The sequence below is a fragment of the Enterobacter sp. BNK-18 genome (assembly GCF_047456135.1).
Classification (GTDB): domain Bacteria; phylum Pseudomonadota; class Gammaproteobacteria; order Enterobacterales; family Enterobacteriaceae; genus Enterobacter; species Enterobacter ludwigii.
Genome location: NZ_CP179899.1, coordinates 4,148,138 through 4,169,882 on the forward strand (window position 1 = coordinate 4,148,138; position 21,745 = coordinate 4,169,882).

Sequence of the window (21,745 nt, forward strand, 5' to 3'; positions counted from 1 at the left end):
AAAAACAGCCAATCGTCAAAATTGACGTGTCGAATGGGCAGTGGATGTGACATGGGTTGTAATTCCGTCATGTAAAAGTCAAATTGGCTGGAGCCGACGGCAGAATAGTTCAGACTTAACATAATCCCCTGATGGAAGCATGCGATGAAACCGGCGATTCTGGTGGTTGATGACGATACCGCAGTTTGCGAGCTGCTGCAGGATGTGCTGAGTGAGCACGTCTTTAGCGTGCTCGTCTGCCATAACGGCCAGGACGCGCTGAGTCTGGTTCAGCATGAGCCACACATCGCCCTTGTCCTGCTGGATATGATGCTGCCGGATATCAACGGCCTGCAAGTATTACTGCACCTGCAAAAGCAACGTCCGGAGCTGCCGGTGGTGATGCTGACCGGGCTGGGCAGTGAGTCAGACGTGGTGGTGGGGCTGGAGATGGGGGCCGACGATTATATTGGCAAACCGTTTAACCCGCGCGTGGTGGTTGCCCGGGTTAAAGCCGTGCTTCGCCGGACCGGGGCGCTGGCCGCAGACACCCCGGTGCCACGCGTGGCGGGCGTGACGTTCAATGGCTGGACGCTGGATACCTCCCGCTGTGAACTCAGCGATCCGCAGCGTAACCCCGTACCGTTGACCCAGGGAGAATATGGTCTGCTGCTGGCGCTCACCCAGAACGCCCGGCGGGTGCTCAGCCGGGAACAACTGCTCGAGCTGACGCACAGCGAAAGTGCCGAGGTGTTCGACCGCACAATCGATGTGTTGATCATGCGCCTGCGCCGTAAAATAGAAGCCAACCCGCATCAGCCCGCACTCATTAAAACTGTCCGTGGGCTGGGCTACGTCTTTGCTGCCGATGTGTCTCACAGCGAGAAAGCGGCTTAAATATTCTCTTTAATAAACAGTTGCAGCTCGGCCAGCGTTTTTGCCCCATCAATGGCGTTCGCAGCCAGCAGGCTTGCCCGCGCGCAGGCATGGGCCAGATAAATACTCTCGACCAGCGGCAACGCTTCATGGCAGCCGTATAAGAAGCCTGCGCAGAAGGCATCACCCGCCCCGACGCTGCCGATAATCTCTTCCCGCTCCAGCAACCAGGAGGGGAGCCAGCGCCCTTCATCGTCCGGTGTTAACCCCCACGCCCCTTCCGGACAGTGGATCACCACCCGCTGACGCACGCCAGCCGCCAGAAGCTGTGAGGCGGCTTCCGCGATATGGGCAATGTGCGGGGCATCGTTCTCGTCGCGCATCTCCAGCCCGCTAAACTCGCCGGCTTCCAGTTCGTTGATGACCAGATAATCAAGATGGCGCAGGGCAGGGAGAACCAGCGGCTGATAGCGCGGGTCACCCTTTCGTGAGACCAGATCGAGCGATGTTTCATACCCCTGATCGCGCATCTGGGCCAGCAACCGTGCGCTGCGGGTGCCGTACTCGTCATCGGGCATATCCAGGCTGTCGAGCAGTAACAGGTAGCCGAGATGGAAAATCTTCATCGCGCCGTCGAGGCGGTCGAAGGCGGGCAGATCCAGAAGACGGTTGGCGCCCGGGGAGTGGAAAAAAGTGCGCTGCCCGCTGGGGTCGGTCATAACCTGCGACATAGAGGTTGGCGCAAAGGTCGTGCGCTGCACCCGCTGGCGGTTGACGTGATACTGGTCGAGCATCGCCAGGATGTAATCGCCGTCGCTATCTTCGCCAATCAGGCCGACGGCCTGCAGCGGCAGGCCAACGTGCATTTTGGCCAGCGTCAGCAGGACGTTCAGCGGCGCACCGCCGGTTGAACGTTCGCTGTGGGTAATTTCCGCCAGCCAGCCGCGCTCCGGCCATTGCACAATCTGGTGGACGTGATCCACCAGCATATTGCCGGCGGCGATAATCCCTTTACGTTCCATTATGCCTGCCCCGCGCTGCCAAAGATGCGCATTTGCGCGGCGACCGTATCGGTAATCGCCTCTTCTATACCCAGCAGCAGTTCTGCAAATTCATCGTACAGAGGCTGACGTTTTGCCATCCGTTGCTCAACGGCGGAGAGCGCGGCCTGTGACATGCCAGTATAAAAGTTGATTTTATGGATCCCCAGTTCGATGGCGCGACGAAAATCGGCATCGCTGATGCCGGAGCCGCCGTGTAAGACCAACGGCAGGCCGGTCTGCTGGCGAATGGCGTCCAGACGAGGGAAATCGAGTTTTGGCTCGCCTTTGTATTTACCGTGCGCGTTGCCAATGGCGACCGCCAGCGCATCAATGCCGGTGGCATCGACAAACTCGCGCGCCCGCAGCGGGTCCGTAAACAACGCTTCATCCGCATGGCCATACAACGCGCCACCTTCGTCACCGCCTACCGCACCCAGCTCCGCTTCTACCGATACGCCAACCGCGTGGCACATCTTCACCACCTCCCGCGTCTGGCGAATGTTTTCTTCGTAGCTCAGGGTGGAGCCATCAAACATCACGGAGCTGAAGCCTACGCGCAGCGCACGTACCACCGCCTCGAAATGCAGGCCGTGATCGAGGTTGAGCACCACCGGAATATCATGACGGGCGGCTTCAAACCTGACCGCTTCGACCAGCGACTCCAGGGAGACATACTTAAAGTGGACTTCCGCAATATTAATGATAAACGGCGAGCGTTCCTGTTTCGCGGCAGCAAACAGCGCGCGCAAAAAATGGGAGTCGAGAACGTTAAACGCGCCGAGCGCGTAGCGGTGTTTCCTGGCGTGCTCAAGACCGTCGGCAAGAGAAATCAATGGCATTATTTACTCCTTATTTCCGAAACAGGTTGTACTCGTTGCACAACACCAGCACCGCCGGTTCGTCTTCCTCGATATTGTTATAGCGGGCAATGGGCTGTAAAAAATGGTTATCGTGTTCATCGTCATTCACCGATGACACTTCCCCCACCAGTACGTCGCCAAAACCGCGTTCGCCCCAGAAACTGTGGTACAGGCCGGGGGTGAGACAGATGCTGTCCCCGGGTTGCAGGCGTAACTGACTGCCGGGCGCGTGGGTCTGCAGACAGCCGTCGAGGGTAACGGTCACGTCGGTATTTTCAGGTTCTTGATGTGCGCCGGCATTCCATAACTCGACGATCAGGTTTCCGCCGCCACGGTTGATGATGTCTTCCCGTTTACGCCAGTGAAAATGCATGGGCGTCACCTGACCATCCCGGACGTGCATGATTTTTTCGGCATAGCACTTTTCATAGGGCACGCCGTTCGGTGAGCCATTGCGCAGGGTAAAGAGCGTTAGCCCCTGTCCGGCAAAATGGTCGCCGCCGAATGCCGTTACGTCCCAGCCAAGCCTGAGATCAAACACTTCCTGCCAGGCGGCCGGGTCAAGCTGCTGCCATTTCGTCGGCGGAAAACTGGCAAAGGGAGGGAGATGCACATCGTGCATGGAGAAGAATTGCCGCGTGTGGCCAAGGATTTCATTGATTTCGGAGCGTTTCATGGGGCCCCCTGGACGCTATGTCAGGCCTCACCCCAACTCTCCCGCGAAGAGAAGATCAGGGTGAGGGCATCAAACCGCACTACATCACTTCACTGTCCACCCCTTATAGGATCCGACGTTCTTTTTATCGATCATCGTCACCGGGATCAGCACAGGCTCTTTAGGCGCAGGTTTGCCCTGCAGAATGTCATAGCCGATCTCAACCGCTTTTGCCGCCATTACCTGAGGATCCTGAGCCGGCGTCGCGACAAACAGGGAGTTTTCACGCTTAAGCGCTTCCTCGCCGTCCGGGCTGCCGTCTACGCCAACGATAAAGAATTCATTGCGTTGGGCCTGTTTTGCTGCCAGATCGGCACCGATCGCCGTCGGATCGTTAATCGCGAACACGCCGTCGATCTTCGGATTGGCCGCCAGCAGTGAGGTCATCACTTCCAGACCGCCTTCACGGCTACCTTTGGCGTTCTGGTTATCAGAGAGCACCTTGATATCCGGATGTTTTTTGAACTCGGTCTGGCAGCCTTCGACGCGGTTTTGCACCGCGGACACTGGCGGCCCGTTGATGATGACCACGTTGCCTTTGCCTTTCAGGCGATCAGTAATGTATTTACAAGCCATTTCCCCCGCCTGGGTGTTATCGGAGGTGATGGTGGCATCCGCCCCTTCCGCCGCGACGTCAACCGCGACAACCACGATCCCGGCCTCTTTCGCGCGTTTAACCGCCGGGCCGATCCCTTTGGAATCCGCAGCGTTAAGGATGATCATGTCCACTTTGGCCGCAATAAAGTTGTCGATCTGCGCTACCTGCTGGCCGAGATCGTAACCGCTGGAGACCAGCGTCACTTTGACGTTATCCCCCGCCAGTTTGCGCGCTTCCAGCTCGGCACCTTTGGTGATCTGCACGAAGAATGGGTTGGCCAGGTCGCCCACCGTCACGCCGATGGACTTCAGATCTTTCGCCTGCGCAAACGGCGTTGCGGCAAGCAGCGCGCCAGCACAGAGCGCGGTCACTAACGGTTTCAAACGCATCTTCTCTTCCTCGCTTGTAGGGTATTGTTGTTATGCACTTTGATGGTGTCGGGTACGGTATTTGTCGATCAGCACCGCTATGATGATCACCGCCCCTTTGATCACCAGTTGCCAGAAGTAGGAGACGCCCATCAGCGTCATGCCGTTGTTAAGCGTGGCGATGATCAGCGCCCCCACCAGCGTGCCGGTGATCGTGCCGATCCCGCCGACAAAGCTGGTACCGCCGAGGATCACCGCCGCAATCGCATCCAGTTCGTAGCCCATGCCCAGGTTGCCGTTGGCGCTGTAGAGACGCGAGGCACTCATCACGCCGCCCAGGCCCGAGAGCAGCCCGCTCATGCCGTACACAAACAACAGCACCAGCCAGACCTTAATGCCTGTCAGACGCGCCGCCTGCATGTTGCCGCCAACCGCATAAATGTGAACGCCAAGCGTGGTGCGGCGCAGAATAAACCAGCACAGCACAATTACCGCCAGCGCGATCACCACCAGCCACGGAATGGGGCCGAGGTAGTTATTGCCGATCCACTCAAAGTTAATGTTGGAGTTAATGACGGTCGTACCGTCCGCCAGCAAATAAGCCGCACCGCGCAGGGCCGTATAGGTACCGAGCGTCACGATAAACGGCGGCAGCCCGGCAAAAGCCACCAGCGCGCCGTTGAACAAACCCAGCACCAGGCCGAGCATGAGCGCTGCCGGAATAGAAAGCATGGCGAACTCAGGTATTAACGACACCACCATCGCCGCCACGGCCGTGGTGCCCAGAATGGAGCCGACGGAGAGGTCGATCCCGCCGGTCAGAATGATGAAGGTCATCCCTGCGGCCAGTACGATGTTGATCGACGCCTGGCGGGTGATATTGAGCAGATTACTTTCGGTAAAGAAGTTAGGCGCGATAAAACCAAATACCGCCACAATCAGGATCAAGATGGGCAAAATGCCGACCGTCTGCATCAGATCGCTCATCAGCATTTTTTTGGCAGAGGCGGACTTCGCCACCTGCTGCGGATGGGTTGAATTTGTCATAGTTGCACCGCCTGATGATGAGAGTCGTTCACGCCGGTCGCCAGCGTCATGATGTTTTCCTGTGAAATTTCTGCTCCGTGAAGTTCACCTGCAATGCTGCCTTCACGCATGACATAGACGCGGTCGCTCATGCCGACGATTTCCGGCAGCTCGCTGGAGATCATCAGGATCGCCACGCCCTTGCGCGCCATCTGGTTCATGATGCGGTAGATTTCACTTTTCGCCCCGACGTCGACGCCGCGCGTCGGTTCATCCAGAATCAGAATGCGTGGGCCGATGGCCACCCAGCGGGAGATAAGCAGCTTTTGCTGATTGCCCCCGGACAGGCCACCCGCGCGGACCTGTGAATGCGGCACGCGGATGTTAAGCAGGGCGATTGCATCGTCAGAAATGGTCTGCGCTTTTTTGCGGTTCAGCATGCCGAAGGTGGCGTCGCGCTCCAGCGTCGCCATGGTGATGTTCTCCTGTGCGGCCAGCTCGAGGAACAGCCCTTGTTCTTTGCGGTTCTCGGTGAGAAAACCGATCCCGTTGTCGATGGCGGCACGCGGGGAGTGGATCACCACCGGTTCGCCGTCGACTTCAATCATGCCGCCCGTGGCTTTGCGCGCGCCGAAGATCAGCTGCGCCAGTTCGGAACGTCCGGCGCCCACCAGACCTGCCAGGCCGACAATTTCTCCGGAACGCACCTGCAGACTGCAGGGGAGCACTTTCTTGCCGTCGGTAAGGTGATGCACGTTAAGACGCGGGCTGCCGAGCGGGATATCGCGCTCTTTGTTAAACAGATCGCTTAGCGGACGGCCGACCATCATCTTCACCAGCTCAGAGGCGTTCAGTTTGTCGCGCGTCAGGCTACCGACGTACTGCCCGTCACGCAGAACGCTGACGCGATCGGAGAGTTCATATACTTCCGCCATGCGGTGGCTGATATAGATAATCGCCATTCCTTCCTCTCGCAGGCGCAGTATCAGCTCGAACAGGCGATGGGTTTCACGTGAGGAGAGGGCGGCGGTGGGTTCATCCATCACCAGAATGCGGCTGTTGCGGTGCAGCGCGCGGGCAATTTCAACCTGCTGCTGCTCGGCGATGGTTAGCCTCATTACCAGGTCGGTCGCCTTGAAGTGCGCGCCCAGACGGTCAATCACCGCCTGCGCCTGTGCGGCCATCTCTTTGCGCTGTACCAGCCCGGCGCGCGACAGCTCGCTGCCCAGGAAAATGTTTTCAGCGACGGTCAGATTGGGGGCAAGCTGCATCTCCTGATAAATGAGGGTGATACCCGCGGCCAGCGCATCCTTTGGCCCTTTGATGTGAAACGGCTGTCCGTCAATCAGGATCTCGCCGCTGGTGGCGGTATAGGCCCCCGCGAGGATCTTCATCAGGGTACTCTTTCCTGCGCCGTTTTCCCCCATCAGCGCGTGGATCTCACCGGGGTATACCGTCAAATCCACACCCTTGAGCGCGTGGAAATGGCCAAACGTTTTGGCAATGTTGCGCATCTCCAGTACCGGGGTTCTGCTCATGGCGGATCTCCTTGAATGTCGATATCCGCACTTCATCACAGGTTGGTAAATGCAAAATGTCAGAAGCCGTTCATATTTGTCATAGTTATGAATAGTTAACTTACATCACAATTCCCCGCTTTTTCCCTCTCAGCAGGAGAGGGCCAGGGTGAGGGCATCACATTGCACCGGAGCTTACCGTATGCCATCACACCGTCCGCCCTTCTTTGCCAGCGCCCGTGGTCGCCTGCTGATTTTTAATCTGCTGGTGGTGGCGGTGACGCTGATGGTCAGCGGCGTGGCGGTGCTCGGCTTTCGTCATGCCAGCCAGATCCAGGAACAGGTGCAGCAGCAGACGCTGGATGACATGACCGGCAGCATGAACCTCGCCCGCGATACCGCCAATGTGGCAACGGCGGCGGTGCGGCTCTCGCAAGTTGTAGGCGCGCTGGAATACAAGGGCGAAGCCGAGCGCCTGAAGCAGACGCAGATGGCGCTGCGTCACTCGCTGGAACAGCTTGCCGATGCGCCACTGGCGCAACAGGAGCCCGCGCTGGTGGCGCGAATTATTCAGAGAAGTAATGAGTTACAGCAGAGCGTGACGGGCATGCTGGAGCGCGGGCAGCGGCGTCATCTGGAGCGTAATGCGCTTCTCAGCGCGCTCTATCAAAGCCAGAGCTATTTGCGCCATCTGCAGGACATCAACCGCCGTTACGCCAGCAACGTCCCGGATGCGCAACAGCTTATGGAAATGGACAGGCTAATCATCGCCGCTATTGAAACGCCCTCGCCGCGCGCCACGGTTCAGCAGCTGGATGCCGTGACGGCAACGCTGCCCCGGAGCGTGACGCAGCCCGTGGTGAACGCTATCCTGCCCGATTTTAATGCCGAGCTTCACAAGCTTGTTCCGCTCTCGACGCAGCTGGAGGAGAGCGATCTGGCGATCAGCTGGTATATGTTCCACATCAAGGCGCTGGTGGCGATATTAAACAGCGACATCAATCAGTACGTTGAACAGGTGGCGCAGGCCTCCCGGCTGCGCACTGCCCAGAGTCACCAGGAGCTGCGCTCCATCAGCGTATTTATCAGTGTGTTCGCCGTGCTGGCGCTGATCATCACCGGGTGCGCCTGTTGGTATATCTACCGTAATCTGGCCTCCAACCTGACGGCCATCTCCCGGGCGATGTCGCGCCTTGCCCACGGCGAACAGGATGTTTCCGTCCCCGGACTGCAGCGCCGTGATGAGCTGGGTGAGCTGGCGCGAGCGTTTAACGTTTTTGCCCGCAACACCGCCTCGCTTGTCCACACCACCCGCCTGCTGAAAGAAAAAACCACGCAGATGGAGATCGACCGCATCGAGCGTCAGGGGCTGGAAGAGGCGTTGGTGCACAGCCAGAAGATGAAGGCCGTCGGGCAGCTGACGGGCGGTCTGGCGCATGACTTTAACAACCTGCTGGCGGTGATCATTGGCAGTCTGGAACTCACCGATCCTGACTCACAGGACGCCCCGCGTATCACCCGGGCACTCAAGGCCGCCGAGCGTGGTGCGGTGCTGACCCAGCGCCTGCTGGCATTTTCCCGCAAGCAATCCCTGACCCCGCACGCGGTAGAGATGAAACCGCTGCTCGAGAACCTGCGGGAGTTGATGTACCACTCGCTGCCGGCCACCCTGACGCTGGAAATTGAAGCGCAATCACCGGCGTGGCCGGCGTGGATAGACGTTAGCCAGCTGGAAAACGCCATTATTAACCTGGTGATGAACGCCCGTGATGCGATGGAGGGACAGACGGGGGTTATTAAGATCCGCACGTGGAATCAGCGCGTGACCCGCAGTGACGGACGCAGGCAGGATATGGTGGCGCTGGAGGTTATTGACCGGGGAAGTGGAATGTCGCAGGAGGTCAAATCCCGGGTCTTCGAACCGTTCTTTACGACCAAGCAAACCGGAAGCGGTAGCGGATTAGGCCTGTCGATGGTCTACGGTTTTGTACGCCAGTCCGGTGGGCGCGTGGAGATTGAAAGCGCGCCAGGGCAGGGGACCACCGTGCGGCTGCATCTGCCACGCTCGACGCTGCCTGTTCGTTCTGCTGATGAGACCCAGGCCGCCGCGGCTGCCGTTGAGAATGAACGTCTGGTACTGGTGCTGGAAGATGAAGCCGATGTCCGCCAGACCCTGTGCGAGCAGCTGCATCAGCTGGGCTATCTGACGATAGAAGCGGACAACGGCGAACAGGCCCTGAAGATGCTGGACGCGTCACCGGATATTGGCATGTTTATTAGCGATTTAATGCTGCCCGGCAACCTCAGCGGCGCCGAGGTGATCAACCATGTGCGCAGCCATTATCCGCAGCTTCCGGTGTTGCTGATCAGCGGCCAGGATCTGCGTCCGACGCATAACCCGCAACTGCCGGACGTGGCGTTACTGCGCAAGCCTTTTACCCGTGTTCAGCTGGCGCAGGCGTTGCGCAAGGTGATGGTAATTTGAGATTCCTCCGCTACCCCAGCCAGCTGTTGTTCATTACCGTAAGGCCAGTCCACCTGCGAGTCTGGTCTTATGAAACGTTACTCTACCGCTCTGTTATTTGGTCTGCTGTCACTTACCAGCCAACTGGCTCACGCCGATGTTATTGATGAAGCCATTGGCAATATTCAGCAGGCGATCAACGATGCCTATAACCCCAGCAGCAGTCGCAGTAGCGATGATGACGACGATCGCTACGATCGCAGCCGCCAGACCGACAGCCGTCAGTATGACGATCGCCGCAGGCAACTGGAGGATCGCCGTCGCCGTCTGGATGAGCGTCAACGCCAGCTGGATGATGACAGACGTCAGTTAGAAGAAGATGAACGCCGGTTAGAAGACGATTACGATCGCTGATACGCGCGGTTTAGCATCCATACGCCTCGCCCTCTCATTTAGAGAGGGAGTGACCTAATCCAGCAACAACGTCATTCCGTCATATCCCGCCTCGAACCCGTCGGGTAGCGGGTTATCCATCATCCATACGTCGAACTGATGACTGATATGGGTCAGGATCACCTGCGGACAGCCGATGATCTCATTTAAGGCAATAACCGTATTCAGATCGCAATGGTTGCGCGGCGTTTCGTCACGCGGTTCGTGGCTGCAGTCGATGATCATCGCCTGCGGCCGGTTATTGAGCAGGAATTTTACCGTTTTATCGGGTAATCCGGCGGTGTCGGAGAGCCAGGCTACACGGCTGTGGGCGGACTCCAGCAGGTAGCCAAAGGTGATTTTCGAGTGATTCAGCGGCAGCGGCGTGACCCGCAGGCCCTGCAGTTCAAACACCACAAACGGCTCTATCGTATGGCTGAAATCCAGAATCCCCGGGTGTTTAAACAGGTCGTCACACCCCGACTCGTCTGGCGGACCGTACACCGGAACAGGGGCACCGACGCCCCAGCGCAGGGGGAACAGCCCCTGGACGTGATCCATATGGTAGTGGGTCAGTAAAAACTGCTGAAAGCTGCCTGCCGGCCAGTCGTCCATCAGGTGCGGGATACCGGCGTCCAGCAGCGTTACCGCATCGTTGAATTTGACTACCGCGCTACAGGGGCGACGGCGATGGTTATCCTGCAGACGCGCCCGGCGACACGCGGCGCAGTCGCAGCCAAACACCGGCACCAGCTGAGCACTACCGGTTCCCGTTAACGTAATCGTCAGACTCATCGTGCACCTCTACAACAGTTTGGTGAAACGAAAATGGCTCTGCGTATACCCTTCACGCGCATAAAAACGGTGAGCGTCCAGGCGCTTCACGCTGGTGGATAGCTCTGTCAGTTCAGCGCCCGCCTGCCGCGCCACGTTCTCCGCCCAGGCCAACAGCTGGCTGCCCACCCTGAGACCGCGCGCCTGTGGCATGACCACCAGCTCCTGGATCTCGCCAATCCATCTGGCGTGGTGCAGGTGAAACTGCATATGCAGTCCAATCATGCCCACCACCTGGCCGTTTAGTTCAGCCAGCTGGTAGCGCATATTGTGGTCCTGCAGATTGGCAAGATACCCGGCGTGGAACGCCTGATGATCAAACTCACTCTGCTTGAGTTCGCAAATCAGCGCGTAAACAATCTGCGCATCGTCGGCAGTGGCGGGGCGAAGCTGGCAGTCAGGCATGCTGTTTCTCCTTCTGACGGATAAGCGTTAAAAAGTTATCGACTGACTGTAGCAAACTTCCGTCGTTATTGAGGATATGACAGTTCGATGGGGTATAGCGCGCCGCACGTTCAAGCCGCTGCTCGATCTCTTTGGCGTTTTCGCGACCCCGGCTCTGCAACCGGCTGCGCAGCACATCAGGCGAGACCTGCAGACAGACCGGCAACAGCGCTGCTTCATAGCGGGCGCGCGCTTGTTGAAGGTGTGCGCGTGAGCCGTTGACCAGCACGTCGAACCCGGCGTGCAGCCACAGGTCTGTCTCGATGCCTATCCCGTAGTAATAACCGTTGGCGTGCCAGCTGAGCGCCAGCAGATTTTGCCCGGCGCGCGTGAAAAATTCCGGCTCGCTCAGGGCGATATGGTTCTCACTCCCGGCATTCGCCGCACGGGTGATATAGCGGTGCGCAACCAGAAGCTGGGGATGTTCCCGCTGCCGTAACGCGGACAGCAGGCTGTCCTTACCGGAGCCTGACGGCCCCATTAGCCAGATTAGTCTTCCCATCAGAACACCCGTTTTCCCTGACGCCAGACGTGGTCGATATGGATGTGCTCGCCCTTACGGTGAACCAGCACCAGATCCGCCCGTTTACCTTCAGCTATCTCTCCACGATCGTGAAGATTGAGTGCCGTTGCCGGGTTTTTCGTTACCAGACGAATCGCCTGCGGCAGCGTAAAGCGATTGTTTTCGTCAGCCGCGACCCGGAAGGCGGCGTCAAGCAGGCTGGCGGGGTAGTAGTCGGACGAGAGGATATCCAGCAGACCTAGCGACGCGAGCGCGCTTGCCGCCACGTTGCCGGAGTGTGAGCCGCCGCGAACGATATTCGGCGCCCCCATCAGGACGTTCATGCCATGGGTGCGGGAGGCTTCTGCTGCTTCAAACGTGGTGGGAAATTCAGCGATTACGCTGCCAAGCTGGTGTGATTCGCGCACATGTTCATGCGTCGCATCATCATGGCTGGCTAAGGCAATGTTGCGATCCCGACACATGGCGGCAATGGAGAGCCGGTTTGGTTGAGACCACTGGGCCGCAAGCTGTCGCTGTTCCTCTTCATAACGCGCCATTTCCTCGTTGGTCAGCGCGTATTTTCCCTGATAGTACTCGCGGTATTTCTCTATTCTGGCGAACTGACGCTGCCCCGGCGAGTGGTCCATCAACGAGACCAGTGAGACCGGTTCGCGATCCACCAGCTTTTCAAACAGCGGCAGAGTGGTGTGATGCGGGAGTTCACACCGCAGGTGCAAACGATGCTCGGCGCGGTTAAGGCCGCGTTTTTGCGTCTCTTCCACGGCGTTGATCATCTTCTCGAGGTTTTCCAGACGGTCACCGCCGTCGCGCACGTCGCCAATCGCTACGGCGTCCAGCACGGTGGTGATGCCGCTGGCGACCATCAGCGCGTCATGGCTGCTCATTGCGGAATGAGCTGGCCAGTCGACTTTCGGACGCGGGGTAAAGAATTTATCCAGATTATCGGTGTGCAGTTCGATAAGGCCCGGCAGCAGCCAGCCCCCTTCACCGTCCATCGCTTCCGGGGCGCGGCTCTGGGTTTCCGCAAAGGCGCGGATCTCTCCGGCCTGGATCTCAATCGAGCCATCAACGACTTCATTTTCCAGCACCAGCTTTACGTTATTCACGATCATGCGAGCGTCCCCATTGGGTGCAGCCTGTCTGCGACGCGGGAGCGAACGGTGTCGTCGTGGAAGATCCCCACGATCGCCGCGCCGCGTGCTTTGGCCTGTTCGATCAGTTCAACCACCGCCGCGCTGTTCTTGCTGTCGAGCGAGGCAGTGGGTTCATCAAGCAGTAAAATCGGGTAGTCGACGATAAACCCGCGGGCGATATTCACCCGCTGCTGCTCGCCACCGGAAAAGGTCGACGGGGCAAGGTGCCAGAGGTGTTCCGGCACGTTCAGGCGCGTGAGCAGGCCGGCGGCTTTCGCGGCGCAGGTCTCGCGCGGAACGCCCAGGTCCAGCAGCGGCTGCATGACCACGTCCAGGGCGGAGATCCGTGGGATCACCCGCAAAAACTGGCTGACCCAGCCGATCGTCGAGCGGCGCACGTCCAGCACCTTACGCGCCGGCGCCTGCACCAGATCGACCCATTCATTGCCATGACGAATATAGATGTGGCCTTCGTCCGGCAGATAGTTGGCGTACAGGGAGCGCAGCAGCGTCGATTTGCCGCTGCCGGAATGGCCGTGCAACACCACGCATTCACCCTTGCTAACCTCCAGAGAGGCGCTGTGCAGGACCGGCAGGCGCACGCCGTTTTGCTGGTGGAGCACAAAGGTCTTACTGACATTTTCTACGCGGATCATGGGGGCCTCTTAATTCTGCAATACCGATGACACCAGCAGCTGGGTGTACGGATGGTGGGGATCGTCGAGTACGCGGTCGGTCAGCCCACTTTCCACCACCTGACCCTGCTTCATCACCAGAAGACGGTCCGCCAGCAGGCGGGCAACGCCTAAATCATGGGTGACAATCACCACGGCCAGGTTCAGTTCCACCACCAGGCCGCGCAGCAGGTCGAGCAGACGCGCCTGAACGGAGACGTCCAGCCCACCGGTGGGTTCATCCATAAACACCAGCTTAGGGTGAGTGACGAGATTGCGGGCAATCTGCAGGCGCTGCTGCATACCGCCGGAGAAGGTGGTGGGCAGGTCATCAATGCGCGAGGTGGGGATCTCCACATCGCTCAGCCATTGCTGTGCCGTGGCGCGGATGTTGCCGTAATGGCGTGCGCCGGTGGCCATCAGCCTTTCACCGATATTGCCTCCGGCCGAGACCTGCCGGCGCAGGCCGTCCATGGGATGTTGATGCACCACGCCCCATTCGGTGCGCAGCAGGCGACGGCGTTCGGCCTCGCTCATGCCGTACAGCGACCGGCCCTCATATAAAATGTCGCCCTTTTGCGGCGTCAGTCGTGCAGAGATAGATTTCAGCAGGGTGGTTTTGCCCGAGCCGGACTCGCCGACAATGCCCAGCACCTCGCCCGGCCACAGCTCAAACGAGACGCCGCTGAAGCCTTTGCCCGGCGCGTAAAGGTGGGTCAGGTTGTTAACCGAAAGCAGCGGTTTCATTGGCTTTTCGCCTCGCTCTGTTGGCGGCAGAAGTCGGTGTCGGAGCAGACAAACATCCGTTTGCCCGTGTCATCCAGCACCACTTCGTCCAGATAGCTGTGTTTTGAGCCGCAAATGGCGCACGGCTCGTCCCACTCCTGCACCGTAAACGGGTGGTCGTCGAAATCGAGACTCTCCACGCGGGTGTAAGGCGGTACGGCGTAGATGCGTTTTTCACGCCCGGCACCAAACAGCTGCAGGGCAGGCATCATGTCCATCTTCGGGTTGTCGAATTTGGGGATGGGGGACGGGTCCATCACGTAGCGTCCATTGACCTTGACCGGATAGGCGTAGGTTGTGGCGATATGGCCGAAGCGGGCGATATCCTCATACAACTTTACCTGCATGACGCCGTACTCTTCCAGGGCGTGCATGGTGCGGGTTTCCGTTTCACGCGGCTCGATAAAGCGCAGGGGCTCCGGAATAGGCACCTGAAAAATCAAAATCTGATCTTCCGTCAGCGGCGTTTCCGGAATGCGGTGACGGGTCTGGATCAGCGTCGCATCTTCGGTTTTTTCGGTGGTATTGACGCCCGTCACGCGTTGAAAGAACTGGCGAATCGACACGGCGTTGGTGGTGTCATCAGCCCCCTGGTCGATGACCTTCAGCACGTCCGACTCGCCGATGACGCTGGCGGTCAGCTGAATGCCGCCGGTACCCCAGCCGTAAGGCATGGGCATTTCGCGGCCGCCGAACGGCACCTGATAACCGGGGATAGCCACCGCTTTCAAAATGGCGCGGCGGATCATGCGTTTGGTTTGTTCATCCAGATAAGCAAAGTTGTAGCCGCTTAAGTTAGTCATGTGCGCGCTCCCGTTGCAGGCGTTTCAGCAGTTCCAGTTCGGCCTGGAAATCGACGTAGTGCGGCAGCTTGAGGTGGGAAACGAAGCCCGCGGCCTCGACGTTATCCGCATGGGCCAGCACGAACTCCTCGTCCTGCGCCGGGCCGGAGACCGCTTCGCCGTAGTCCGGTGCCTGCAGGGCACGGTCGACCAGCGCCATCGCCATCGCCTTGCGCTCACTCATGCCGAACACCAGCCCGTAACCGCGGGTAAAATGCGGGGCCTCGTTCTCGGGAGCGACAAATCCATTCACCATTTCGCATTCGGTCATGAGCAGTTCGCCGACGTTCACCGCAAAACCCAGCTCTTCGGGCACGATCTCGACGTTAAGGAAGCCGCTACGAATCTCCGCCGCGAACGGATGGTTGCGGCCGTAGCCACGCTGGGTGGAGTAGGCCAGCGCCAGTAAATACCCCTCGTCGCCGCGCATCAGTTGCTGCAGGCGCGACGAGCGTGAACAGGGGTAAACCGGCGGCGTGCGGGTGATGTCGTCAGGTTGCGCGCCAGTATCGTCTTCGGCCTTCGCCAGACCCTGTTTCGCCAGCAGGCTAAAAACGTGCGGGGAGGGAACCTGCTCTGCATCCGAGGTGCTCAACTGGGGCGTTTCGCCGTTCGCCAGCAGGGTGAAATCCAGCAGACGGTGGGTGTAGTCATAGGTGGGCCCAAGCAGCTGGCCACCGGGGATGTCTTTATAGACCGCTGAAATACGACGTTCCAGACGCATTTCTGCCGTATTGATCGGTTCGCTCACCGCCAGTTTCGCCAGCGTGGTGCGATAAGCGCGCAGCAGGAAGATGGCTTCGACGTTGTCGCCGCTGGCCTGTTTCAGCGCCAGCGCCGCCAGTTCGCGGTCAGCGACGCCGCCTTCAGTCATTACCCGGTCGACGGCCAGATTGAGCTGCTGCTCAATCTGGGTGACGCTGAGCTCGGGAAGCGCGTCATCACCCCGTCGTCTGTGCGCCTGCAAGGCATGGGCGGCGGCGATAGCCTTCTCGCCCCCTTTGACGGCAACGTACATCAGCACACCTCCACATGAGTGGTACGAGGGATGGCCAGCAGGCGTTCTCCGCAGGTGAGGATCAGGTCAATACCGAGTGGGAACGGGTGCGGGCGTTCAGTCAGTTCATGAATGATGCACTCCGGCAGCTGTGGCGCGACCATGCGCTCTTCGGCAATACCCGCCCCCGTGAGTCGCAGCATGCGGCCACCGCTCAGGCTTGATACCTGCAAAATCAGCGTGGCGCTGGTCTCCGGTGCCACCGCGCTTCCTTCGCTCAGGGCATTAAGCTGCTCGTGGCTGATTTGCTCGTCGGCCACGGCAAACACCGCCTGCCGGGGCTGTTCAACCAGCGGGGCGTTGGTGTGAAAGCGCAGGTTCTGGCTGGCGATATCATTCGATAACGCGCCAGAGAGCCACACCGGGGTGTCGTTGTCGGCGAGCGTCAGCAGTACGCTGGTGGTCGCCAGATTCAGCGGCAGCCAGCCCTGAGAGAGCTGATGCAGCGAGACGATGACGCCCGGCTCACTCATGGCTTTCAGCAGGCGACGAAAACTTTGTTGGGCATCCTGGACGGCCAGGGTAAAAGCGGGTTGAAGCGTCATGCGTTATCTCCGCGAACGAGCGTAAAGAAGTCGACCCGGCTGGTGTTTATCTGGGCCTGGCGGGCGGCAATCAGTGCAGCACGGTCGGCTTCCAGCGGGGCAATAAGGGTTTCCATCAGGGTCTGGAAATGAGGTTGTTCCTGTAACAGGGCGTCAATCACCGCGCAGCGTTCGGCGTGTGGTTTGTCGCGCCCGAGCACGTAGCTGTAGCCCAGCGTGCCGCTGTTCAGGCGGATCACTGCGCGGGTGAGGGTGGCATCGCCGGCGAAGAAGCGCTCACCGGTACCGCCCATACGCGCCTGGATCTGCACCAGACCGATTTCCGGCGCGCGGATGAGGTCATATTCCGGCGTCAGATTCAGCGCCTGCATGCGGTCCGAAAGCGCAGCGGGCTGGCTGTGCGCCAGAACGCCCATCCAGCGCTGGCGGGTGGAGGTGTCGAAATGCATTCAGTGCTCCATAGTGAATTCGATCATGTCGGCGCGGGTCAGGCTGACGGAGTATTCCGTCGCGTCGATCTCGCCGTCACGGTGGTTGAGGGTGCGAACGCAGAGCAGCGGAGCCATGTTGGGGATCTCCAGCACTTTGCTCTCTTTGGCCTGCGCGCGGCGGGCGCTGATGCGCGTCTGGGTACGTTTAAGCGCGATGCCCGTGGCATCCTGAAGAAAATCATGCAGCGAGCCGCTGGAGAAATTTTGCAGCACGGGCCACAGCGCCAGGTCGGCGAAGTAGTGGTCTATCTGGCACACCGCCACGCCGTTGACCCGACGCAGGGTACGCAGGTGGATGACATTGTCGCCCTCCTGAATGCCCAGCGCGTCCGCGACGTGGCTTGAGGCCGGGCGCAGCACCGACAGCAGTTTTTCGCTGGTCGGGTGGCTGCCCTGATCCAGCAGGTTCTGGCTAAAACGCGCCTGCGCATTGAGCGGATAGTCAAACGGGCGCATCAACACCAGCACGCCGACGCCCTGACGGCGCTGCACCCAGCCGCGCTCGACCAGCTGATCAATGGCGCGGCGCAGCGTGTGTCGGTTCACTTCATAGCGGTCGGCAAGCTGCTGCTCGGCAGGCAGGTAGTCTCCGCAGCGGTAGTGGGTGCGAAGTTCCACCTCGAGCTTTGCCGCTATCTCTTGCCAGCGGGTGGGGTAACTGGTCGGATGTCTGGATAAGTGCATACAAATCAAAGCCTCGCTTCTCAGATGAAGTGCTTACGCAAACGTTGAGACATAAAATCCAGCAGGCTGACGGTGATGATAATGAGCACCATCAGGGCGCAGGTTTGCTGGAACTGGAACCCGCGAATCGCTTCCCACAGCGTGACGCCAATACCGCCTGCGCCCACCATGCCGACGACAGTGGCGGAACGAACGTTGGATTCGAAACGGTACAGGGAGTAGGAGATCAGCAGCGGCATCACCTGGGGCAGTACGCCGAAGAGAATCTCTTCAATTTTGTTGGCGCCCGTTGCGCGGATCCCTTCGACCGGGCCCGGCTCGATAGCTTCCACCGCCTCGGAGAGCAGCTTGGAGAGCACGCCGGTGGTATGAATAAACAGCGCCATCACCCCGGCGAACGGACCCAGGCCGACGGCCACCACGAACAGCATGGCAAAGACCATTTCGTTGATGGCGCGGCAGGCGTCCATCAGGCGACGCATCGGCTGGTAAATCCACCACGGAACGATGTTCTCGGCGCTCATCAGGCCGAACGGAACAGAAAGGATGACGGCCAGGACGGTGCCCCAGACGGCGATTTGCAGAGTGACCGCCATTTCACTGAGGTAATCCTGCCACTGGCTGAAATCAGGCGGGAAGAAGTCGGCGGCAAAAGTGGCCATATTGCCGGCATCTTTAAACAGCAGCAGCGGATCCATTTCCGCGCCCTGCCAGGAGATAACGAGCACCGCAAGCAAAATGGCCCAGCTAAAAAGCGAGAACCAGCTGCGTTTCGGCGGTGGGAGGGTGATGGTTTGCATGTGTGCCCCTTTGGTCTGAATGCCCTCTCCCACCGGGAGAGGGCGGTAAGCGTTATTGCACCGCTTTATTCACGCTGCTCATGGCGCCGAGCGCCGCGGTCAGGCGGTCAAGGTCTTCGAGCTGAGCCTGAATCGCAGCCACTTTGCTGCTCTTCTCCTCCTCCTTCAGGCCCTTGTTGTCCTTCACGCCCTGCATCTCTTTAAACAGCGCCAGCTGGCGAATCGGGACCAGCTGCAGGTCGCTTGACGGGCGGAAAGGTGCCCAGCCCAGGCGTTCCAGAACCGTTTTTTCTTCCGGCGTTTTGCCGTAATTCATAAAGAAGTCGTACACCTTGTCTTTGGTGGTCTCAGACAGGTTTTTGCGCCAGACGATGGGGTCGCCCGGGATCAGAGGGGATTTCCAGATAACCTTCAGCGCTTTCAGCTTGTCCGGTGCCGAGGTTTTCAGCTTGTCGAGGTTCTCGGTGTTATTCGTGGCGACATCCACCTGCTTATTGGCCACGGCCAGCGCGTTGGTTTCATGGCTGGCGTTCACGGTGCGCTTAAATTCGCTGGCAGAGGCGTTGTTTTTAGCAAAGACGTAATAGCCCGGCACAAGGAAACCAGAGGTGGAGTTGGGATCGCCGTTACCAAACGTCAGCTCTTTACGTTTGGCGAGCATGTCGTTCAGGTTGTTGATGGGGCTGTCTTTATTGACGATCAGCACGCTCCAGTAACCCGGAGAGCCATCTGCGGCAACGGTCTGTGCAAAGACCTGGCCGTTCGCGCGATCCACCGCTTCCATGGCGGAGAGGTTACCGTACCAGGCGATGTCGACTTTGTTAAAGCGCATCCCCTGGATGATGCCCGCATAGTCCGGGGCGAAGAAGGCGTTCACTTTGATCCCCAGTTTGGTTTCCATATCTTTCAGGAACGGTTCCCACTGAGGTTTCAGGTTCTGCTGTGATTCCGTCGAAATAATGCCAAAGTTCAGCGCTTTTTCCTGCTCCTGGGCGTACGCAGGGCTTAACAGAGTGCTTATGCTGAACATGCTGGTAAACGCCAGCGCGGCAACGGCTTTGTAGCTCATGTACTTTCCTCGGATCGGTTTTAATTAAGCAGCCTGCGCGTTCTCTTCGACGCGGTTAATGCTGCGGTAGAGATGGTCGAAACGGTCGTTATCAAACTGATGGCTTGGGCCATCAAAGAACACATGCCCCTGACGCAACGCGACGATGCGCTCGCAATAGCGCAGGGCGTAATCCACCTGGTGCAGCGTCACCACTACGGTGATGCCGTCGTTTAGGTTGATGTCGCGCAGGGTTTCCATCACGATGCGAGCCGATTCCGGGTCCAGCGAGGCAATGGGTTCATCGGCAAGAATGATTTGCGCTTTTTGCATCAGGGCACGGGCGATAGCCACGCGCTGCTGCTGTCCACCGGACAGGGTGGAGACGCGCTGGTGGGCGAAATGCGCCATTCCGACGCGGGTCAGCGCCTGCAACGCTTCCTGCTTTTGATAGGGGGAGAACCAGCGCAGACAGGTACGCCAGAACGGGGTGCTGCCGAGCGCGCCAATCAGCACGTTCTCCAGTACCGTCAGGCGATTGACCAGGTTGAACTGCTGGAAGATATAGCCCGTCTGGGCGCGGCTTTTGCGGATATCCCGCGCCAGGCGTCCTGCACGCTGCACGGTGTTGCCCAGCAGCTCGACGTGGCTTTCTGAGGTCTTATCACAGGTGATAAGGCCGCTTAAATGACGCATAAGGGTGGATTTACCAGAGCCGGATGGCCCCAGGAGCGCCACCATTTCGCCCTGCTGGACGGTCAGATCAACGGCATGCAGGGCCTTGTTGTGATGAAAGGTCTTGCTCAGTTTCTCGACGCGGATAACAGTTTGCATATGCTGGGCCTCACAATAAATGTGGCCTCATGCTGGCGCATCAATATGACATTTGGGTTAAGTCTCGGTTGCGGGAGTTTGAAGAGTTGAGGGGAGTTTGATGACAGGCGGGGGCAGACTGCCCACCGCCAGAAGATCACTGCTGTTGCTTAACGACGTTAATCATCCACGGCACGCCGTATTTGTCGGTGACTTTACCGAAACCGTGCGCCCAGAAGGTCTCCTGCCAGGCCATTTCGATATGGCCGTCCGCGGCCAGATTGTCGAACCAGCGTTTGCCTTCCGCCACGTCCTGGGTGTCCAGCACCAGCGTGAACCCGGCATACTGCGCTTTGCTGCCGGGCGGCTGCCCATCACTCATCATGATATCGCTGCCCGCAATGCGAACATTCGAGTGGGCGATCGCCGAATCCGGAAACTGCATGCCAGACGGACAGCCTTCTTCGCTGCTGTCGCCTTTTGGCATTTCACCGAAGGTGATTTTATAGAGGAGCTCTGCGCCGACGGCGTGCTGATAAAAGGCGGAGGCCTCGGCACAGTTACCGGCGAAAGAGATGTAGGGACTTAACGGCATAATCTATACCTCACGTAAGAAGAGCCCGTTAAGTGTAGTTCTCGCCAGCCCGGTAAGCGAAGCGCCACCGGGCGGGTAAATCAGTTCTTTTTCACAAACTCTGATTTCAGTTTCATCGGGCCAAAGCCGTCAATTTTGCAGTCAATATTATGGTCGCCTTCTACCAGACGGATATTCTTCACTTTAGTGCCGATCTTCAGCATGGAAGAGCTGCCTTTAACCTTCAAATCTTTAATCACGGTGACGCTGTCGCCAACAGCCAGCAGATTACCGTTCGCATCTTTTACAACAAGCGTATCAGTATCGTGCGACGGCTCGGCGTCATTCCATTCGTGAGCGCATTCCGGGCAGATGAACATGCCATTATCTTCATAGGTGTATTCAGAATTGCATTTCGGGCAGTGTGGGAGTTGCATAAGGGTATCCTCAAAAAGTGCGTAACACGCTGGAAAGTGCCAGCAAAATGACGGCTGGGTGCCGAAAAAGGGGGCAAGTATAACGCAAATCCACACCGTTGTCGGTGATATTCTATTTAAAAAAAAAGCAAAAAGCGTGTCGCCAGTGACATTTCCTGTCAGTCAGTTAAGCGATGCTT

The 21,745-nt window shown here is 58.7% G+C and carries 25 protein-coding genes; 3 read left to right on the plus strand and 22 right to left on the minus strand.

Translation table 11 applies throughout. The features are described from left to right. Nucleotides 1-144: 144 nt before the first annotated feature. Entirely contained in the window at nucleotides 145-876 is a 732-nt protein-coding gene (locus ACMGG3_RS19915) for a response regulator (protein WP_014168239.1), read from the plus strand. Here ACMGG3_RS19915 and ACMGG3_RS19920 read toward each other — a convergent pair. From ACMGG3_RS19920 to ACMGG3_RS19945, 6 genes are all read right to left on the minus strand, one after another. Continuing rightward, a complete protein-coding gene (locus tag ACMGG3_RS19920; RefSeq protein ID WP_414149925.1) occupies nucleotides 873-1,880 on the minus strand; it encodes a carbohydrate kinase family protein in 1,008 nt (335 codons plus the stop codon). The two genes, ACMGG3_RS19915 and ACMGG3_RS19920, sit on opposite strands and share 4 nt — an antisense overlap. Then, nucleotides 1,877-2,737, minus strand: a complete 861-nt coding sequence (locus ACMGG3_RS19925) for a ketose 1,6-bisphosphate aldolase (protein WP_025206378.1) — start codon at nucleotides 2,735-2,737, stop codon at nucleotides 1,877-1,879. The genes ACMGG3_RS19920 and ACMGG3_RS19925 overlap by 4 nt, the downstream gene beginning before the upstream one ends. Nucleotides 2,738-2,747: 10 nt before the next feature. Continuing rightward, nucleotides 2,748-3,434, minus strand: coding sequence for a D-lyxose/D-mannose family sugar isomerase (locus ACMGG3_RS19930; protein ID WP_333098046.1), 687 nt, complete (start codon nucleotides 3,432-3,434; stop codon nucleotides 2,748-2,750). Between the two features lie 84 nt (nucleotides 3,435-3,518). Continuing rightward, nucleotides 3,519-4,460, minus strand: coding sequence for an ABC transporter substrate-binding protein (locus ACMGG3_RS19935; protein ID WP_014168243.1), 942 nt, complete (start codon nucleotides 4,458-4,460; stop codon nucleotides 3,519-3,521). 30 nt (nucleotides 4,461-4,490) lie between these two features. Then, complete coding sequence (locus ACMGG3_RS19940) at nucleotides 4,491-5,486, minus strand: ABC transporter permease subunit (protein WP_014168244.1); 996 nt, start codon at nucleotides 5,484-5,486, stop codon at nucleotides 4,491-4,493. Then, a complete protein-coding gene (locus ACMGG3_RS19945; RefSeq protein ID WP_020882824.1) occupies nucleotides 5,483-7,003 on the minus strand; it encodes a sugar ABC transporter ATP-binding protein in 1,521 nt (506 codons plus the stop codon). The genes ACMGG3_RS19940 and ACMGG3_RS19945 overlap by 4 nt, the downstream gene beginning before the upstream one ends. A 181-nt stretch (nucleotides 7,004-7,184) precedes the next feature. Here ACMGG3_RS19945 and ACMGG3_RS19950 point away from each other — a divergent pair, with 181 nt between their 5' ends. Both ACMGG3_RS19950 and yjdP read left to right on the plus strand, forming a co-directional pair. Next, the gene (locus ACMGG3_RS19950; RefSeq protein ID WP_414149396.1) at nucleotides 7,185-9,467 is read left to right on the plus strand and encodes an ATP-binding protein; all 2,283 of its coding nucleotides are present in this window, start codon (nucleotides 7,185-7,187) and stop codon (nucleotides 9,465-9,467) included. A gap of 69 nt (nucleotides 9,468-9,536) precedes the next feature. Continuing rightward, the gene (gene yjdP, locus ACMGG3_RS19955) at nucleotides 9,537-9,860 is read left to right on the plus strand and encodes a DDRRRQL repeat protein YjdP (protein ID WP_014168254.1); all 324 of its coding nucleotides are present in this window, start codon (nucleotides 9,537-9,539) and stop codon (nucleotides 9,858-9,860) included. A gap of 54 nt (nucleotides 9,861-9,914) precedes the next feature. Here yjdP and phnP read toward each other — a convergent pair whose 3' ends face one another. The 16 genes from phnP to ACMGG3_RS20035 form a co-directional block, all read right to left on the minus strand. After that, nucleotides 9,915-10,673, minus strand: a complete 759-nt coding sequence (gene phnP, locus ACMGG3_RS19960) for a phosphonate metabolism protein PhnP (protein ID WP_414149397.1) — start codon at nucleotides 10,671-10,673, stop codon at nucleotides 9,915-9,917. A 9-nt stretch (nucleotides 10,674-10,682) separates the two neighbouring features. Continuing rightward, the gene (gene phnO / locus ACMGG3_RS19965; RefSeq protein WP_014168256.1) at nucleotides 10,683-11,117 is read right to left on the minus strand and encodes an aminoalkylphosphonate N-acetyltransferase; all 435 of its coding nucleotides are present in this window, start codon (nucleotides 11,115-11,117) and stop codon (nucleotides 10,683-10,685) included. After that, the gene (phnN, locus tag ACMGG3_RS19970; RefSeq protein ID WP_040018699.1) at nucleotides 11,110-11,661 is read right to left on the minus strand and encodes a ribose 1,5-bisphosphokinase; all 552 of its coding nucleotides are present in this window, start codon (nucleotides 11,659-11,661) and stop codon (nucleotides 11,110-11,112) included. Before phnN ends, phnO begins: the two co-directional genes overlap by 8 nt. After that, complete coding sequence (gene phnM, locus ACMGG3_RS19975) at nucleotides 11,658-12,794, minus strand: alpha-D-ribose 1-methylphosphonate 5-triphosphate diphosphatase (protein ID WP_014168258.1); 1,137 nt, start codon at nucleotides 12,792-12,794, stop codon at nucleotides 11,658-11,660. Before phnM ends, phnN begins: the two co-directional genes overlap by 4 nt. Further along, on the minus strand, nucleotides 12,791-13,471 hold the full coding sequence (phnL, locus tag ACMGG3_RS19980; protein ID WP_020882817.1) for a phosphonate C-P lyase system protein PhnL: 681 nt from the start codon (nucleotides 13,469-13,471) through the stop codon (nucleotides 12,791-12,793). Before phnL ends, phnM begins: the two co-directional genes overlap by 4 nt. Nucleotides 13,472-13,480: 9 nt before the next feature. After that, nucleotides 13,481-14,236: a phosphonate C-P lyase system protein PhnK gene (gene phnK, locus ACMGG3_RS19985; protein ID WP_014168260.1), complete on the minus strand. Its 756-nt coding sequence runs from the start codon at nucleotides 14,234-14,236 to the stop codon at nucleotides 13,481-13,483. Beyond that, nucleotides 14,233-15,078, minus strand: a complete 846-nt coding sequence (gene phnJ, locus ACMGG3_RS19990) for an alpha-D-ribose 1-methylphosphonate 5-phosphate C-P-lyase PhnJ (RefSeq protein WP_014168261.1) — start codon at nucleotides 15,076-15,078, stop codon at nucleotides 14,233-14,235. Before phnJ ends, phnK begins: the two co-directional genes overlap by 4 nt. Then, nucleotides 15,071-16,135 carry a carbon-phosphorus lyase complex subunit PhnI gene (locus ACMGG3_RS19995; protein ID WP_025206371.1) on the minus strand — a complete coding sequence of 355 codons (1,065 nt, stop codon included), beginning with the start codon at nucleotides 16,133-16,135 and terminating at the stop codon, nucleotides 15,071-15,073. The genes phnJ and ACMGG3_RS19995 overlap by 8 nt, the downstream gene beginning before the upstream one ends. Then, nucleotides 16,135-16,719 (minus strand): phosphonate C-P lyase system protein PhnH, encoded by a 585-nt coding sequence (gene phnH, locus ACMGG3_RS20000; protein ID WP_014168263.1) that lies wholly within the window; start codon nucleotides 16,717-16,719, stop codon nucleotides 16,135-16,137. Before phnH ends, ACMGG3_RS19995 begins: the two co-directional genes overlap by 1 nt. Continuing rightward, nucleotides 16,716-17,168, minus strand: coding sequence for a phosphonate C-P lyase system protein PhnG (gene phnG / locus ACMGG3_RS20005; protein WP_020882814.1), 453 nt, complete (start codon nucleotides 17,166-17,168; stop codon nucleotides 16,716-16,718). Before phnG ends, phnH begins: the two co-directional genes overlap by 4 nt. Further along, nucleotides 17,169-17,894, minus strand: a complete 726-nt coding sequence (gene phnF, locus ACMGG3_RS20010; protein WP_020882813.1) for a phosphonate metabolism transcriptional regulator PhnF — start codon at nucleotides 17,892-17,894, stop codon at nucleotides 17,169-17,171. It abuts the gene before it with no gap. Nucleotides 17,895-17,914: 20 nt separating this feature from the next. Beyond that, on the minus strand, nucleotides 17,915-18,694 hold the full coding sequence (phnE, locus tag ACMGG3_RS20015; protein WP_044857801.1) for a phosphonate ABC transporter, permease protein PhnE: 780 nt from the start codon (nucleotides 18,692-18,694) through the stop codon (nucleotides 17,915-17,917). Between the two features lie 52 nt (nucleotides 18,695-18,746). After that, nucleotides 18,747-19,763 carry a phosphonate ABC transporter substrate-binding protein gene (gene phnD / locus ACMGG3_RS20020; protein WP_014168267.1) on the minus strand — a complete coding sequence of 339 codons (1,017 nt, stop codon included), beginning with the start codon at nucleotides 19,761-19,763 and terminating at the stop codon, nucleotides 18,747-18,749. Nucleotides 19,764-19,787: 24 nt separating this feature from the next. Continuing rightward, entirely contained in the window at nucleotides 19,788-20,576 is a 789-nt protein-coding gene (phnC, locus tag ACMGG3_RS20025) for a phosphonate ABC transporter ATP-binding protein (protein WP_414149398.1), read from the minus strand. 136 nt (nucleotides 20,577-20,712) lie between these two features. After that, nucleotides 20,713-21,150 carry a VOC family metalloprotein YjdN gene (gene yjdN, locus ACMGG3_RS20030; RefSeq protein ID WP_068795437.1) on the minus strand — a complete coding sequence of 146 codons (438 nt, stop codon included), beginning with the start codon at nucleotides 21,148-21,150 and terminating at the stop codon, nucleotides 20,713-20,715. A gap of 80 nt (nucleotides 21,151-21,230) precedes the next feature. Next, the gene (locus ACMGG3_RS20035) at nucleotides 21,231-21,566 is read right to left on the minus strand and encodes a zinc ribbon domain-containing protein YjdM (RefSeq protein WP_414149399.1); all 336 of its coding nucleotides are present in this window, start codon (nucleotides 21,564-21,566) and stop codon (nucleotides 21,231-21,233) included. Between the last annotated feature and the right edge of the window lie 179 nt (nucleotides 21,567-21,745).